The following is a 15,098-nucleotide window of genomic DNA, read 5'->3' as shown; positions in this document are numbered from 1 at the left end:
GAAATCAGCGCGTAACCGGCAGCAAATCGCCGTCAGGCAGCCAGAATACCGCACGGCCCTCGAGCGTGTCGCGTTCCTCGACCTGCACGGGACGCAATCTGCCCCCGCGACACGGACCACCGACGCATTTGCCAGTATCCGGCGCGTAAATCGCGCCATGTGTCGCGCACATCAAGTATGCGCCGGACGATTCGAAGAACTGCCCTTCCTGCCAGTCGAGCTCCATCGGCACATGAGCGCAACGGTTCAAATAGCCGTAGGCGCAGCCATCATGGCGGACGAAAAACACCACGGCATCCTGCCCGCCGAGCCGCGCGTCGCGCCGGATGCCGTCGCCACCGTCGATCAGCTCGTCGGCCGCGCAAATGCGCACAGCCTGCGCAGCCGCGGCGGTAGCAGTATCCACGCCGTCGGCGCTCATGCGTTCTCCCGCAGCCAACCGGACAGATCGCTGATGCTCGACGCCACGAACTTCGGTGACATCGCATTCAGCGAATTCGCCGGATGCGCGCCATAAGTCACGCCAATGCCCGCCACGCCGGCGTTGAGCGCCATCTGCAGATCGTGTGTCGTATCGCCGATCATGACCGTGCGCGCCGTATCCTGCCCCAATTCGCGGGTGAGCTCGTGCAGCATGGCCGGATGCGGTTTCGAGAAGGTTTCGTCAGCGCAGCGCGTGCCGTCGAACAGGCTCGTCAGGCGCGCCTGGTCAAGCGCGCGATTGAGCCCGACGCGGCTCTTGCCGGTCGCGACCGCGAGCAGATAGCCGACGTCGCGCAACTCCTGGAGCATCTCGCGCACGCCGGGGAACAGCTCGGTAGTCTGGTCTTTTACAAGAAAATGAAAGCGGTAACGCTCAGAAAGCCGCGGGTAGTCGGCCGGATCGAGCGTCGGCGCGGCAATCTGCAGCGCGTCGCGCAGGCCGAGGCCGATGACGTAGCTCGCGGCTTCGTCCGCGGGAACCGGCAGGCGGAGATCGCGGCACGCCGCCTGGATGCTGCGCGTGATATGCGCGGTGGAATCCATCAGCGTGCCATCCCAGTCAAACACGATCAGATCGAATTGCTCTCTAGCCATGCAAGGTCGTCTCCGGGTTGAACCCAGTGCGTAGTTCGTTGAGCTGTTCTATAAAGCCGCGGCAGTCGGCAGGCAGCGGTGCCTCCAACTGCAGCGGCGCGCCCGTCGCAGGATGCGTGAGCTTGAGCCGGTAAGCGTGCAGAAACATCCGCTTGATGCCGGGCTTCGCGTTGGCGCGCGCAAGCGCCTTGTTCAGCGCGAAATCGCCATATTTGGCGTCACCGACGATCGGGAGTGCCAGATGCTGCAGATGCACGCGAATCTGGTGCGTACGCCCCGTCTTCAGTTCCGCCTCCAGCAGCGCATATTCCGGCCAGCGCTCGATCAGATTGAAGATCGTGTGCGAAGCGAGGCCATCGGCCTGCACGCGCACGCGGCGCTCGCCGTCGGCGGTCAGGTACTTGTGAAGTGGCTCCTTTACCGCGCGGCGGCGACCCCAGTCGCTCGCCCATTCGCCGTGCACGCACGCGTAGTAGCGCTTGTCCATCCGGTTATCGCGAATCTGCTCGTGCAGATTGACGAGCGCCGCGCGCTTCTTCGCGAGCATCAGGATGCCCGAGGTCTCTCGATCCAGCCGATGCACGAGTTCCAGGAATTTCGCCTGCGGCCGCGCCTCGCGCATCTGCTCGATTACACCGAACGCGACACCGCTGCCCCCGTGGACCGCAACGCCGGCCGGCTTGTCGATCACGAGCAGGTGCTCGTCTTCGAACAGGATGTGAAAGCCCGCGACGGGCACGGGCACGCGGGCTGCGGCCTGATTCGGCTGCGCGACGCGGATCGGCGGCACACGCACCATATCGCCCAGTTCAAGCCGGTACTGCGCGTCGATCCGGCCCTTGTTCACGCGCACTTCACCGCTGCGCAGGATGCGATAAATATGGCTTTTCGGCACGCCCTTGCAGACGCGCAGCAGGAAATTGTCGATGCGCTGACCAGCCGAGCGGTCGTCGATTTCGATCAGCGAAACCTGGTCGCTTGAAACCGAGTCTTCGACCGCGCCTGCAACCGATCTCTGGGATGTTTTGCCTAACTGTTTCATTCTGAATATAATTTGCCCAGCAGTCCGCGACGGCCGGCGCAGTGTCCGGAATGCGGCGGATTGCGCGAGCGCAAGCGATAAACCGTTATTTTACTTGCGCCGGGGTCTGGTTGCTCGCCCTGAAAATGAGATGCAACAAGTTGCACGCACGAAGTCAGCTCCCGGCAGGGACGGCGCCCGCAGGCGCGTTCGGTCAAGGTCGGCTTCGACGGTAACGGAATTTTGGTAAAAAAGAATTTAGCTTTCAGCTTCGTGATCCGGGTGGTATGACGCCCAGTTGGACGAAGCTGCAAGTCGCGAAAATACGGCGTGCGCCCAAGGCGTCTTGTAGAAAGTACAAGACAAGGCGACGTCAAAAGAAGGCGAGACACCCCCAGCAGGAAAAGACGCGCCGCCTGCGCGAACTTCCCGTTGCGGCATGACCGCGGACTTCGGCCCTTCGCTCGCGCGCCCATTTGGCGCGCCGGCTTCAGAGGGCGAAGACTTATGAAGGTCTGCTGGCTAAACGCGGCGTGTCAGGCCATGATTTGAAGCCGTGTTCGCATGTGCCCTGCGGCACCGTGCCCTTTTTTATCGGGCTGGGCCCTCTCAGGCAATTCTCCCGCCATCTTTCCCGCTCCAGCGTGTTTGTGAAAACACAATAAGACGCGGCACGCCTACTCTCCCCGCTCTCGCGACTGACAACCGCGCAGCTGGGCCGGCGAGGCCGCTCTGGAGCCGTTCAATGAAGCGAATGTTGTTCAACGCGACGCAGCAGGAAGAGCTGCGCGTCGCCATCGTCGATGGGCAAAAACTCATCGACATCGATATCGAAACCGCCGGCCGCGAACAGCGCAAAGGCAATATTTACAAGGGCATCATCACGCGCATCGAGCCGTCGCTCGAGGCCTGCTTCGTCAACTACGGCGAAGACCGTCACGGCTTCCTGCCGTTCAAGGAAGTCGCCCGCCAGTACTTCCGCGACGGCGTCGACATGCGTTCCGCACGCATCCAGGACGCACTGAAGGAAGGTCAGGAACTGATCGTCCAAGTCGAAAAGGAAGAACGCGGCAACAAGGGCGCAGCCCTGACCACGTTCATCTCGCTCGCGGGCCGCTATCTGGTGCTGATGCCGAACAACCCGCGCGGCGGCGGCGTGTCGCGCCGGATCGAAGGCGACGACCGTCAGGAACTGCGCGAAACCATGGCGCAGCTGCAACTGCCGGAAGGCATGAGCATCATCGCGCGCACGGCCGGCATCGGCCGCAGCGCCGAAGAGCTGCAGTGGGACCTGAACTACCTGATGCAGCTGTGGCGCGCAATCGAAGCCGCGTCGCAAAGTGGCACGGCCGGCCAGCCGATGCTGATCTATCTCGAATCGAGCCTCGTGATCCGCGCGATTCGCGACTACTTCCAGCCCGATATCGGCGAAATCCTGATCGACACGACCGAAATCCATGACCAGGCCCGCGCCTTCATGGACATCGTGATGCCGGACAACGTCGGCAAGGTAAAGCGCTACCACGACGACGTGCCGCTCTTCTCGCGCTTCCAGATCGAGCACCAGATCGAAACCGCGTACTCGCGCACCGTGCCGCTGCCGTCGGGCGGCGCGATCGTCATCGACCACACCGAAGCGCTCGTCGCGATCGACGTGAACTCGGCGCGCGCCACCAAGGGCGCGGACATCGAGGAAACGGCCGCGCGCACGAACCTCGAAGCCGCCGACGAAGTCGCTCGCCAGTTGCGTCTGCGCGACCTGGGCGGCCTGATCGTGATCGACTTCATCGACATGGAATCGGCCAAGAGCCAGCGCGAAGTCGAACAGCGCCTGAAAGACGCGCTCAAGCACGACCGCGCCCGCGTCCAGATGGGCAAGATCTCGCGCTTCGGCCTCATGGAGCTGTCGCGTCAGCGTCTGCGTCCGGCGCTGTCGGAAGGCAGCCACGTCACGTGTCCGCGCTGTAACGGCACGGGCCACATCCGCGATACCGAATCGTCCGCGCTGCAAGTGCTGCGGATCATTCAGGAAGAAGCGATGAAGGAAAACACCGCGGCGATCCACTGCCAGGTGCCGGTCGAAGTGACCGCCTTCCTGTTGAACGAGAAGCGCGCCGAAATCAACAAGATCGAGTCGCGTTTCAAGGTCAACGTCGTGCTGATCCCGAACAAGCACCTCGACACGCCGCACTACAAGCTCGAGCGTCTGCGTCACGACGACGCGCGCCTCGACGAGCCGCGCGCATCGTGGAAGATGGCCGAAGAAGCGGCCCGCGAACTCGAATCGGAAACCGGCTACAGCAAGCGCACCGAGGAAGTGAAGCCGAAGCAGGAAGCGGCGGTCAAGGGCATCACGCCCGAGAAGCCGGCTCCGAGCGCGCCGGCCCGCCCGGCGGCTACCCCCGCTCCGGTCGCGGTGACGCCGGCCAGTGGCGGCTTCATCGGCTGGCTGAAGAACCTGTTCGGCATGCATCCGGCTGCTCCGGCACCCGCGGCGCCGGCCGCCACCGACAAGCAGACCCGTCCGCAACGCGGCGAGCGCACCGAGCGCACGGGCGAGCGCGGCGGCGATCGCAACCGCAATCGCCGTGGCGGCGCAGGCGGTCGCGACGCGGCAGCGCGTGGCGAAGGCGTGACCGGCGGCCGTCAGGCGCAAGGTCAGCAGCCGTCGCCGCGTCGCGAGGAACGCGAAGGCCGCGAGGCACGCGAGGGTCGCGAACCGCGCGCGCCGCGTGAGCAACGCGAACCGCGTGAGGCCCGTGAACTGCGTGAGGCTCGCGAGCCGCGTGAAGCGCGTGAGCCGCGCGAGGCTCGCGAACGCGACACCCGCGGCGCCGAGCGCGCGGAAGCCGTCGAAGGCACGGCACGCGGTGAGCGTCGCGAGCGCGCTGAACGCGTCGAGCGTGGCGAGCGTCGCAAGCCGCAGGCGGAAGCCGCCTCGGCGCTGACGCAAACCGACACGCAAGCCGCCGACGAACTGGCGCGCAACCGCGCCGCAGCCGGTGAAAACGGCGTGCCGGTCGATCAGGAAACAGTCGCACGTGACGGCGAAGAGCGTCGTCGTCGTCGCCGCGGCCGTCGTGGTGGTCGTCGCGAGCGTGAAGAGGACGTGAATGGCAATCTCGCGGCGGATGTCGCGGAAGCAGAAGGCGACAACGTTGCCGTCAGCGACGAAGCGCCGGTGCGCACCCAGCAGCCGGTCGAGCACACGCCTGCAGCCAGCGAAGCGAAGGAAGTGACCCCGGTCGATGTGGTGGTCGCCGCTGTCGCAACGGAAAGCGCCGTCGTGGCCGAACTGCATGCGGCAGCCGAAACGCCGGCTCTCGCCGCGGAAAATGCCGCGAAGACCGAAAAGGTCGTGCCGGTGGAAGAGGCCCCGGCGGCGTCGATCGAACCCGTGGCGGCGGAGCCGGCTATCGAAGCGCCAGCGCAGGCAGAGCAAGCCGCGTCGGCCGCGAGCGAACCGGTTACGCCGGCCGCTTCGGTCGAATCCGCCGCGCATGCCGAATCCCCGGCAGTCGAACCGGCCCTGGAAGTGCAGCCGACCGTCCCGACCGTCCCGACCGAACCGCGAGCCGTCCCGGCTGCGCTCGACACCGCGGCTCCGGCCACGATCGTCGAGGTACCGGCAGCCGTGCCGGCACCGCAGGCCGAAATCGTCGAGCCGCAACCGGTCGTCGCAACGGAACCGGCCGTGGTCGAACCGGCGCCCGTCGCCGCGGCCCCGCAGCCGGCCCCCGTCCGCAGCGCAGCCCCCGCCGCCGCACCTGCCGACGCCTTGCAGCCGATCCTCGAGCAGGCTGGCCTGGTCTGGGTGAACACCGACGCCGACAAACTGCGTGCCGCGCAGGAAGCGGCGGCGCAGACGGTCAAGCCGCCGCGCGTGATCCGTGAGCGCAAGGCGCTGCCGCCAGACGACCACGCGCCGATGCAACAGGTCGAAACGATCAAGCATCCGCAGTAAGCCGCGTCGTTGTTCGTGAAAAAGCCCGCCCTTTCCGGCGGGCTTTTTCTTTAGGCGGTCATTTGTCGCCGCGAGCCGCGAGCCGCGCCGCTCCCCGTATACCCCGACAACGTCCGTCGCGCATCTGCCGCCACCGGCATTTCCGATAGAATCAAATCATCCACGTCCGTTAAAGCACCCGACGAAGCATTTCATGTCACGACGCATCATCCCTGTTGCCGATCTCAGCGCGGCGCCGGTCATCACCGGCCCAGTGCAGACACCTAGCGGCGTGCTGCACGATGCGCTCGCGCGTCCGCTGCACGATCTGCGCATCTCGGTGACGGACCGCTGCAACTTCCGCTGCGTGTATTGCATGCCGCGCGCAGTGTTCGACAAGGACTATGCTTTCCTGCCGCACAGCGCATTGTTGAGTTTCGAGGAGATCGAGCGGCTCGCGCAGTTGTTCGTCGCGCATGGCGTCGAGAAAATTCGCCTGACCGGCGGCGAGCCGCTTCTGCGCAAAAACCTCGAATTCCTGATCGAACGGCTCGCCCGGTTGACCACGCCTGCGGGCCATCCGCTCGATCTCACGCTGACCACCAACGGCTCGCTGCTCGCGCGCAAGGCGCGCAGCCTGAAGGACGCCGGCCTCACGCGCATGACCGTCAGCCTCGACGCGCTCGACGACGCGCTGTTCCGCCGCATGAACGACGCCGACTTCGCGGTCGCCGACGTGCTCGATGGCATTGCCGCCGCGCATGCGGTCGGGCTCGCGCCGGTCAAAGTAAACATGGTCGTCAAACGCGGTACCAACGACGGCGAAATCGTCCCCATGGCGCGTCATTTCAAAGGCACGGGCGCGGTGCTGCGCTTCATCGAGTACATGGACGTCGGCACCTCGAACGGCTGGAACATGACCGAAGTGCTGCCTTCCGCCGAGGTCGTCACGCGCATCGCCGAGCATCTCCCGCTGGTGCCGCTCGAAGCGCACAGCGCCGCCGAAACTGCGCAACGCTGGGGTTATGCCGACGGCGGCGGCGAGATCGGCGTCATTTCGAGCGTCACCCGCGCGTTCTGCGGCAATTGCACGCGCGCGCGTTTGTCGACCGAGGGCAAGCTATACCTGTGCCTGTTCGCATCGACCGGACATGACCTGCGCGCGCTGTTGCGCGGCGGTGCGAGCGATGCCGGGATCGCCACCGCCATCGCCGAAATCTGGCAGGGCCGCGGCGACCGCTACTCGCAGCTGCGCGGCAGCCAGCCGGCCGACCAGGGCGAGCCGGCCAAGCGTCGCGTGGAAATGTCCTACATCGGCGGCTGAGCGGCCGACGCATGTCCATCCCCCGCGAACAGATCACTGGCCTCGTGCTCGCGGGCGGGCGCGGCACGCGCATGGGCGGCGTCGACAAGGGGTTGCAGCCGCTGCACGGCGAACCGCTCGCCGCTCACGTGCTGCGGCGCCTCGCGCCGCAGACCGGCCCGCTGATGATCAGCGCGAACCGCCATCCCGACACCTATGCGGCGCTCGGCGCGCCATATCGCGCAACGCTCGTCGCCGACACCCTTCCCGACTTTCCCGGCCCGCTCGCCGGCATGCTCGCCGGACTGCGCGCCGCCGGCACGGCGTACCTGCTGAGCGCGCCCTGCGATTCGCCGTGGCTACCAGCCGACCTCGCCGCGCGCCTCGCGGATGCGCTCGACGCGAACCACGCCGAGATCGCAACGGTCACCACCGTCGACACCGGTGGAGAAACCTCCCTGCACCCGGTATTCGCACTGATGCGCACCGCCGTCGCGGACGACCTGGCCGCGTTCCTGGCTTCCGGCGAGCGCAAGGTCCGCGCGTGGTACGCGCGCCACAAGACGGTCGAAGTCGTCTTTGCCGACGAGCGCGCGTTCTACAATGCCAACTCGTTACAAGAACTCGCCGACCTCGAACGCAATCGGGGCCCCGGCTGACATCCGCTCCGGCCGCACGGCAACAGCCGCGCCCATCACCGGTCGCGACGCCCAGCCATTCATGACCACGCTCAACGACTTTTCCCGCTGCGTCGCGCAGTACGATCCTCATGCGCTACCCGTCCCGGCCGCTCAGGCGATCGTCCGGCAGTGGGCGACGCCGGTCGCGGCCGTCGAGCGCCTGGCGTTGCGCGATGCACTCGACCGCGTGCTAGCCGCCGACATCGTGTCGCCGATCGACGTGCCCGCGCACGACAACTCCGCGATGGACGGCTACGCGTTCAATCACGCGGCGCTCGCGGCCGCTATGCGAGGCGGCGCGGACAGCGTCGAGCTGACGGTTGCCGGCAAGGCACTCGCCGGTCATCCGTTCGCGGGCCGCGTCGCGGCGAACCAGTGCGTGCGCGTGATGACGGGCGCCTGCATGCCTGCCGGTTGCGACACCGTCGTGCCGCAGGAACAGGTGCAGCGCGACGGTGCGGATTCCACGTCGATCCGCTTCGCCGCCGGCGCGGTGGCGGCGGGCGCGAACCGCCGCCGCGCCGGCGAAGATCTCGCGCGCGGCCACGTCGCGCTGCATGCCGGCCGCATCGTGCGCGCCTCGGACCTCGGCCTGCTCGCGTCGCTCGGCATTGGCGAAGTCAGCGTGCGGCGGCGTTTGCGCGTCGCGTTCTTTTCGACCGGCGACGAACTGCGCTCGCTCGGCGAGCCGCTCGACGCGGGCTCGGTCTACGACAGCAACCGCTACACGCTGTTTGCGATGCTGCGGCGCCTGAACATCGACGCGCTCGATCTCGGCGTCGTGCGTGACGAGCCGGCCGCGCTCGAAGCCGCGCTGCGCAGTGCCGCGGCCAACGCCGACGTGGTGCTGACTTCGGGCGGCGTGTCGGTGGGCGAAGCGGACTTCACGAAGCAGCTGCTACAGACCTTCGGCGACGTCGCCTTCTGGAGTCTCGCGATGCGTCCCGGCCGGCCGCTCGCGTTCGGCCGCCTGTGGTCCGGCGAAAAGCCCGGGCTCGGCAAACCTGCGCTATTCTTCGGCCTGCCCGGCAACCCGGTCGCCGTGATGGTGACGTTCTATCAGATCGTGCGCGAAGCGCTGCTGCTGATGGCCGGCGCGACGCCGCGGCCGCTGCCGGTGATTCACGCGACGAGCCGCGTGGCGGTGGGCAAGCGCGCGGGCCGCACCGAATTCCAGCGCGGCATCGCCGAACAGGACGCGCAAGGACACTGGCACGTGAGCCCGACCGGGTCGCAAAGCTCAGGCGTGCTGAGCTCAATGAGCGAAGCGAACTGCTTCATCGTGCTCGGCCACGACGAGGGCGACATCGAGGTCGGCGATCGCGTGTCGATCATGCTGTTCGACGGTCTCATCTGACGTTCCAGGCGGCGCATCGATCGCACGACATCGGCTCCACAGCAGCACTTCATCGACACTCCACCCACTATCACTACCACGACACACGGGTTTGACTTACATGAAAAAACAGATCTCGTTCATCGCACCGGGACAGACGGCCAAGGCGCTGATCCTCGTCTATCTGACGTTCTCGGTGCCGATCGTGCTGCTCGGCGTGGTGGTCGCGTTCGTGCGCTATGGCTCGGTCGAGCTGAGCACGGTGTTCAGCGCGCTGCTGCTGAACGCGATCCTCGGCTTCGTGCTGTTGTGGATCGCGTGCCACGCCTACAACTGGGTCGCGTCGCGCTTCGGTGGTATCGAAATCCATCTGGCCGACGCACCGGAAGAAGCGTAATGCCCGCGACGATCCGCGCCGCCAAGCCCGCGGATACCGGCGCGATCTTCGCGCTCACCTACGAACTCGCGCAGTTCGAGAACCTCACGCACATCTTCGTCGCGACGGAAGATAGCCTGCGCGACGCGCTGTTCGGCGCGCGGCCGTCGATCGAAGCGCTGGTTGCCGAAGACGCGGGGAGCATCGTGGGCTATGCACTGTTCTTCCACAATTTTTCGAGCTTCGCGGGCCGCCGCGGGCTCTATCTTGAAGACGTCTACGTGCAGCCCGCGCAGCGGGGCAGCGGGCTCGGCACCGCGCTTCTGCGACACGTCGCGGCGCTGGCGGTGGAGCGGCAATGCGCGCGCTTCGAGTGGACCGTGCTCGACTGGAATCAGCCGGCGATCAGCTTCTATCAGAAGATGGGGGCGACGGTGTTGCCGGACTGGCGCGTCGTGCGCGTGACGGGCGATGCGCTGGCGCGGCTGGCTGCAAGGGCCTGAATTCCAGCGCCTCGCCCCTCATTGCTCATCAGGCTCCACATTCGACAGCGCATCGCCGAGCAACCCGCTCGCCTCGTCGCCCGGTAACGCCTCGACGTCGCGCAGCTTGCGGTTCATCATGCGCGTGCGCGTTTCCGCGGCCTCGATCGAACGCGTGACGGTTTCGAGCTGCGCCTTGGTCTTCGCGAGCACGTCGCCGAATTTGCCGAACTCCGTCTTCACCGCGCCGAGTACCTGCCACACCTCGCTCGAACGCTTTTCGATCGCGAGCGTGCGGAAACCCATCTGCAGACTATTGAGCAACGCGGTCAGCGTGGTCGGCCCCGCAATCGTCACGCGATAGTCCCGCTGCAACAGATCCGTGAGCCCCGGTCGGCGCAGCACTTCCGCGTACAGGCCTTCGGTCGGCAGGAACAGCAGCGCGAAGTCGGTCGTATGCGGCGGCGCCACGTACTTCTCCGCGATCGTGCGCGCCTCCGCGCGAATTCGCACTTCGAGCGCGCGCGATGCTTCCTCGACCGCGACCGGATCGGCGCGCTCCTGCGCTTCGATCAGCCGCTCGTAGTCCTCGCGCGGGAACTTGGCGTCGATCGGCAGCCATACCGGCGTATTCGCGCCGCCGGGCTCCTGCCGCCCCGGCAGACGAATCGCGAACTCCACGCGATCGGCGCTCTTCGGCACCGTCGCGACGTTCTTCGCGTATTGATCGACGGTCAGCAGTTGTTCGAGCAAGGCTTCGAGCTGCACTTCGCCCCACGTGCCGCGCGTCTTCACGTTGGTCAGCACGCGCTTCAGATCGCCGACGCCGGCCGCCAGCGTCTGCATTTCACCGAGGCCGCGATGCACCTGTTCGAGCCGGTCGGACACGAGCTTGAACGACTCGCCGAGACGCTGCTCAAGCGTTGCGTGCAGTTTTTCGTCCACGGTGCGGCGCATTTCCTCGAGCCGCGTCGCGTTGTTCGCCTCGATGTCCTTCAGACGCTGCTCGATCGTCGCGCGCACTTCGGCGAAGCGCCGGTCGTTCGCCTCGGTTAGTTGCCCGAGTTGCAGGCTCAGCGTGTCGCCGAACTGCTTCAACGAGCGGCCCTGCTCGTCGCGCGCCTGCTGCGCCTGTGCCTGCAGGCTGTGACGCACGGCGTCGAGCTGTTGCGCGAAGCCGTCGATCTTGCCGCCCTGCACCGTCGTCATGCTGCTGAACTGCGCGGCGAGCGTCTGCTGAAAATGCGCGAAGCCGCTGCTTTGCTCGGTGCGCGACACGCGCGCGGTCTCGGCGATGTCGTTGCGCAGTTGCCGCTCGAGCCGCTCGGCGGTATGCGCCTGCGCGTCGACGACGGCATCGACGCGTTCGTTCAGCACCTCGAACTGTTCGCGCTGCTCCGTGCGGTCGTGACCGCGTAGCAGCAAGGCGAGTGCGATCACGAGGGCAACCGCCAGCACCGCGACGGCCGCCACCAGAATCATTGTCATGAACGCGCCTTGCCGATCACGTCTGGGTTGATCGGATTCGGCGGCTGACCGGCGCGCGGTCCTGCGCCGAGGCCCGCGATCAGGTTGTCCGCGGCGAGATTCGCCATGGCGCGGCGCGTGGTTTCGGTCGCGCTCGCGATGTGCGGCGTCAGCACGACGTTCGGCACGTTCAGCAGCGCCGGGTGCAGTTGCGGCTCGCCTTCGAACACGTCCAGACCGGCCGCCGCGATGCGCCTGTCACGCAGCGCGTCGGCCAACGCCGCATCGTCGACGATGCCGCCGCGCGCGATGTTGGTGAGCGTCGCGCTCGGCTTCATCAGCGCCAGTTCGGCTGCGCCGATCGTGTGGTGGTTGCCTTTGTTGTACGGCAGCACCAGCACGACGTGGTCGGCGCGCCGCAGCAGATCCTCTTTCGACACGTACTCCGCGTTCAGCTCGGCCTCGATTTGCGGCGCGACGCGCGAGCGATTGTGATAGATGACCCGCATGTTGAAGCCCTGCGCGCGCCGCGCGAGCGCCTGGCCGATGCGGCCCATGCCGATCACGCCGAGCGTCGAACCGTATAGGTCGCTGCCGAGGAAGCCGTCGTAGCTCCACTTCTGCCAATGTCCGGCGCGCAGCCAGTGCTCCGATTCGGCGATGCGGCGCGCGGCGGCCATCATCAGCGCCCAGCCGAAATCGGCGGTCGATTCGTTCAGCACGTCCGGCGTGTTGGTGCCGAGTACATTCGCCGCGTTGAACGCGGCCATGTCGAAGTTGTTGTAGCCGACCGCCATGTTCGACACGACGCGCAGACGCGGCGCCGCGGCGAGCACGCCCGCGTCGATCATCTCGCCGGCCGTCAGTGCGCCGTCCTTGTCCGCGAGACGGCGCTTCAGTTCGTCGGCGGGCAACACGTCGCCCTCGTTCCAGTCGACGTCGAAGTACTGCTTGAGCCGGTCGATCACGTCGGGAAAGATCGAACGGGCAACGAGGATTTTCTGCAATGCAAGTCTCCGTATCGCACGTCGAGGGATTGTCTCGGCGTTGCAGAGTCAGCGTTCAAAAAAGAGCCAGCCGGTCAGCGCGAACAACGGCAGCAGCACCGCGCCGGACCAGCCCAGATACGCAAAAAAGCTCGGCATGCGCACGCCGCGCGATTGCGCGATCGCCTTCACCATGAAGTTCGGCGCGTTGCCGATGTAGGTGTTCGCGCCCATGAACACGGCGCCGGCCGAAATCGCCGCGAGCGTGGTCGCGCCGGTGGTCATCAAGGTCTGCGCATCGCCGCCGGCCAGGTTGAAGAATACGAGGTAGGTCGGCGCGTTGTCGAGAAACGAAGATAGCAGGCCGGTCGCCCAGAAGTACATGATGTCGCGCGGCTCGCCTGACGGGTCATTGACCAGATGGACGATGCCCGCGAACGCGCCGGCCTCTCCCGCGCGCAGGATCATGATAACCGGCACGATCGTCACGAAGATGCCGGCGAACAGTTTGGCGACTTCCTCGATCGGCGCCCAGTTGAAGTCGTTGCCCGCGCGGGCCGCGCGCGGTGTCCACGCGAGCGATAGCAGCGTGACGACGATCAGCGCGGCGTCGCGCACGATGTTTTGCAACGCGACGTGCGTGCCGAGCACGTCGAATGTGATTTGCGGGCGCCACAGGCCGCTCATCAGCACGAACGCGATCACCGCGGCGAGCAGCACGAAATTGATCTTGCCGTCGATGCCGAGCGGCGCGCCGTCGGGCGTCGGATCGAGGAAAGCCGAACGCGCTTCCTCGCGCTGGTGAAAGTAGTACGAGTCGAGTGCATAGAAAACGGCAAGCAGCAGGCCGCTCACGAACAGCATCGGGGGCGTGAGATGCGTAGTGGTCCAGAAAAAGCTTACGCCTTCGAGAAAACCGAGGAACAGCGGCGGGTCGCCGAGCGGCGACAGCGCGCCACCGACGTTCGCGACGAGGAAGATGAAGAACACGACCACGTGGGTCACGTGGCGGCGATTGTCGTTTGCGCGCAGCAACGGGCGGATCAGCAGCATCGCCGCGCCGGTCGTACCCATCACGCTCGCGAGCAAGGTGCCGAGCGCGAGAATCGCGGTGTTCAGACGCGGTGTGCCATGCAGGTTGCCGCGTACGCAGATGCCGCCTGCGACGGTATAGAGCGCGGTCAGCAGGATGATGAACGGGATGTACTCGTCGAGCATGGCATGCGCGAGCGCGCCGAGCGCCGCGCTCGCGCCGAAGCTCACGGCAAACGGCACGATGAACGCGAGCGCCCACGCCGCGGCGATCTTGCCGAAGTGGTGATGCCAGAGGGCTGGCGCGATCAGCGGAAGGATCGCGATCGACAGCAGCACACCCGCGAAGGGCAAGCCCCACAACGCCGACAAGCGCGCGCCGTCGAGGAGCGTCTCAGCCTGCACGGACGGCGAGCACAGCGCAAGCATCGACGCAACGGCGAGCCACCGGCCCGCCTGCGAATTCATGCCGTTACAGGCCGCGCGACGGCTTGCAACCGCACGCACGACAGATAACGCGTGTGTCGCGTATGCGCTGGCACGCCGCCGCGCGACGCGTTCAAGCATCCTGCACGACGATCGCATGCACCCGGTAGGGGCCGTGCGCGCCCAGCACGATGGTCTGCTCGATGTCGCCGGTGCGCGATGGTCCCGACACGAAATTGACCGCGCGCGGCAGCTCGCCGCGTTCCTTGCGGATCAGGTCGAACGCCTCTTCATGACCCGCGACGATCCGCGAGCCCGGCACGATCGCGATGTGCGTCTCTGGCAGCAGCCCGGCCGACGCATACGTCTCGGGACCGGACAGCAACACGAGCGTGCCGGTCTCCGCGGTCGCGCAGAAACAGCCGGTGAGACCGACCACGTCATTGTCTTGCGGTTTGCGAAATTCGACGGCGAGGCCGGCTGCGGCCCACGGCAGATCACGCAGCGTTTGCCACGCGATGGCCTGCAACGGCAAACCGTGTTGCGTCAGATAGCGATGCGCGGCTGCGGGTACATCGGCGAAGGTTTGAACGGTGTCGACAGTACTCGCCATTTTCTGCGCTTCCTCGATGAAGCGCGCGCGCAGATCGGTGGGCATGTCCGGACGCGGACCGGCCGGATGACGCGTGAGATAGTCCGCCGCGGCTTCGCGCTCGGCGGCGCTCGGTTCGGGCTCGCGCTCTTGCGCGGCGCGGATGCGCGCCAGGATGTTGCGGCGGGCGATCGATGTGTCCATGGGCGAAATCCTCGTGTCGACGGCCGTGCGATATGGCGAGGATTATACCGGCCGCGCTCCGCGCGAACACCCTGGCCGAACGGCATATTGCCGCCAGTCGATCGCGCGGCGACACTGTTGGCCGTGCCCCCGAACGCGAGCAGATCATGGTCAGGCGACGAACCGAAAAGCAG

Annotated in this window: 13 protein-coding genes; 6 read left to right on the top strand and 7 right to left on the bottom strand. The window is 66.4% G+C overall.

All coding sequences use genetic code 11. From position 1 onward, the window contains the following. Positions 1-4 precede the first annotated feature (4 nt). The 3 genes from HDG37_RS12360 to HDG37_RS12350 are packed head-to-tail and all read right to left on the bottom strand — an operon-like array spanning position 5 to position 2,119. Positions 5-421 (bottom strand): Rieske 2Fe-2S domain-containing protein, encoded by a 417-nt coding sequence (locus HDG37_RS12360; protein ID WP_184047576.1) that lies wholly within the window; start codon positions 419-421, stop codon positions 5-7. Continuing rightward, entirely contained in the window at positions 418-1,077 is a 660-nt protein-coding gene (locus tag HDG37_RS12355) for an HAD-IA family hydrolase (RefSeq protein ID WP_184027976.1), read from the bottom strand. Before HDG37_RS12355 ends, HDG37_RS12360 begins: the two co-directional genes overlap by 4 nt. Then, positions 1,070-2,119 carry an RluA family pseudouridine synthase gene (locus HDG37_RS12350; protein ID WP_184047573.1) on the bottom strand — a complete coding sequence of 350 codons (1,050 nt, stop codon included), beginning with the start codon at positions 2,117-2,119 and terminating at the stop codon, positions 1,070-1,072. Before HDG37_RS12350 ends, HDG37_RS12355 begins: the two co-directional genes overlap by 8 nt. A gap of 724 nt (positions 2,120-2,843) precedes the next feature. Between HDG37_RS12350 and HDG37_RS12345 the strand changes: the two genes are divergently transcribed. The 6 genes from HDG37_RS12345 to HDG37_RS12320 all read left to right on the top strand — a co-directional run bounded on the left by HDG37_RS12345 (position 2,844) and on the right by HDG37_RS12320 (position 10,239). Continuing rightward, on the top strand, positions 2,844-6,062 hold the full coding sequence (locus HDG37_RS12345) for an Rne/Rng family ribonuclease (protein ID WP_184047570.1): 3,219 nt from the start codon (positions 2,844-2,846) through the stop codon (positions 6,060-6,062). A gap of 193 nt (positions 6,063-6,255) precedes the next feature. Next, positions 6,256-7,365 (top strand): GTP 3',8-cyclase MoaA, encoded by a 1,110-nt coding sequence (gene moaA, locus HDG37_RS12340; RefSeq protein WP_184047567.1) that lies wholly within the window; start codon positions 6,256-6,258, stop codon positions 7,363-7,365. Between the two features lie 11 nt (positions 7,366-7,376). Next, positions 7,377-8,003 (top strand): molybdenum cofactor guanylyltransferase MobA, encoded by a 627-nt coding sequence (gene mobA / locus HDG37_RS12335; protein WP_184047564.1) that lies wholly within the window; start codon positions 7,377-7,379, stop codon positions 8,001-8,003. A gap of 61 nt (positions 8,004-8,064) precedes the next feature. Next, a complete protein-coding gene (gene glp / locus HDG37_RS12330) occupies positions 8,065-9,381 on the top strand; it encodes a gephyrin-like molybdotransferase Glp (protein WP_184047561.1) in 1,317 nt (438 codons plus the stop codon). A gap of 100 nt (positions 9,382-9,481) precedes the next feature. Next, a complete protein-coding gene (locus HDG37_RS12325) occupies positions 9,482-9,757 on the top strand; it encodes a hypothetical protein (RefSeq protein WP_008923126.1) in 276 nt (91 codons plus the stop codon). Beyond that, positions 9,757-10,239, top strand: coding sequence for a GNAT family N-acetyltransferase (locus HDG37_RS12320; RefSeq protein WP_018421300.1), 483 nt, complete (start codon positions 9,757-9,759; stop codon positions 10,237-10,239). Before HDG37_RS12325 ends, HDG37_RS12320 begins: the two co-directional genes overlap by 1 nt. An 18-nt stretch (positions 10,240-10,257) precedes the next feature. Here HDG37_RS12320 and HDG37_RS12315 read toward each other — a convergent pair whose 3' ends face one another. From HDG37_RS12315 to HDG37_RS12300, 4 genes are all read right to left on the bottom strand, one after another. Then, positions 10,258-11,706 carry a DNA recombination protein RmuC gene (locus HDG37_RS12315; RefSeq protein ID WP_184047558.1) on the bottom strand — a complete coding sequence of 483 codons (1,449 nt, stop codon included), beginning with the start codon at positions 11,704-11,706 and terminating at the stop codon, positions 10,258-10,260. Further along, the gene (locus HDG37_RS12310) at positions 11,703-12,692 is read right to left on the bottom strand and encodes a D-glycerate dehydrogenase (protein ID WP_090801203.1); all 990 of its coding nucleotides are present in this window, start codon (positions 12,690-12,692) and stop codon (positions 11,703-11,705) included. Before HDG37_RS12310 ends, HDG37_RS12315 begins: the two co-directional genes overlap by 4 nt. Positions 12,693-12,740: 48 nt before the next feature. Continuing rightward, entirely contained in the window at positions 12,741-14,132 is a 1,392-nt protein-coding gene (locus HDG37_RS12305) for a sodium:proton antiporter (protein WP_409260105.1), read from the bottom strand. A 130-nt stretch (positions 14,133-14,262) separates the two neighbouring features. After that, a complete protein-coding gene (locus tag HDG37_RS12300) occupies positions 14,263-14,925 on the bottom strand; it encodes a lactate utilization protein C (RefSeq protein ID WP_184047553.1) in 663 nt (220 codons plus the stop codon). Between the last annotated feature and the right edge of the window lie 173 nt (positions 14,926-15,098).

The sequence above is a fragment of the Paraburkholderia sp. MM5384-R2 genome (genome assembly GCF_014201025.1).
GTDB classification, from domain to species: Bacteria; Pseudomonadota; Gammaproteobacteria; order Burkholderiales; family Burkholderiaceae; genus Paraburkholderia; species Paraburkholderia tuberum.
The sequence above is the reverse complement of the archived record's forward strand: the minus strand, read 5'-3'. Positions and strand labels throughout refer to the sequence as shown.

Excerpts from the sequence above, each read along its gene's own strand:
- HDG37_RS12345 (WP_184047570.1), top strand. The coding sequence starts at position 2,844 with ATGAAGCGAATGTTGTTCAACGCGACGCAGCAGGAAGAGCTGCGCGTC.
- HDG37_RS12315 (WP_184047558.1), bottom strand. The coding sequence starts at position 11,706 with ATGACAATGATTCTGGTGGCGGCCGTCGCGGTGCTGGCGGTTGCCCTC.
- HDG37_RS12355 (WP_184027976.1), bottom strand. The coding sequence starts at position 1,077 with ATGGCTAGAGAGCAATTCGATCTGATCGTGTTTGACTGGGATGGCACG.
- HDG37_RS12360 (WP_184047576.1), bottom strand. The coding sequence starts at position 421 with ATGAGCGCCGACGGCGTGGATACTGCTACCGCCGCGGCTGCGCAGGCT.
- moaA (WP_184047567.1), top strand. The coding sequence starts at position 6,256 with ATGTCACGACGCATCATCCCTGTTGCCGATCTCAGCGCGGCGCCGGTC.
- HDG37_RS12305 (WP_409260105.1), bottom strand. The coding sequence starts at position 14,132 with ATGCTTGCGCTGTGCTCGCCGTCCGTGCAGGCTGAGACGCTCCTCGAC.
- HDG37_RS12325 (WP_008923126.1), top strand. The coding sequence starts at position 9,482 with ATGAAAAAACAGATCTCGTTCATCGCACCGGGACAGACGGCCAAGGCG.
- mobA (WP_184047564.1), top strand. The coding sequence starts at position 7,377 with ATGTCCATCCCCCGCGAACAGATCACTGGCCTCGTGCTCGCGGGCGGG.
- HDG37_RS12320 (WP_018421300.1), top strand. The coding sequence starts at position 9,757 with ATGCCCGCGACGATCCGCGCCGCCAAGCCCGCGGATACCGGCGCGATC.
- HDG37_RS12350 (WP_184047573.1), bottom strand. The coding sequence starts at position 2,119 with ATGAAACAGTTAGGCAAAACATCCCAGAGATCGGTTGCAGGCGCGGTC.
- HDG37_RS12300 (WP_184047553.1), bottom strand. The coding sequence starts at position 14,925 with ATGGACACATCGATCGCCCGCCGCAACATCCTGGCGCGCATCCGCGCC.
- glp (WP_184047561.1), top strand. The coding sequence starts at position 8,065 with ATGACCACGCTCAACGACTTTTCCCGCTGCGTCGCGCAGTACGATCCT.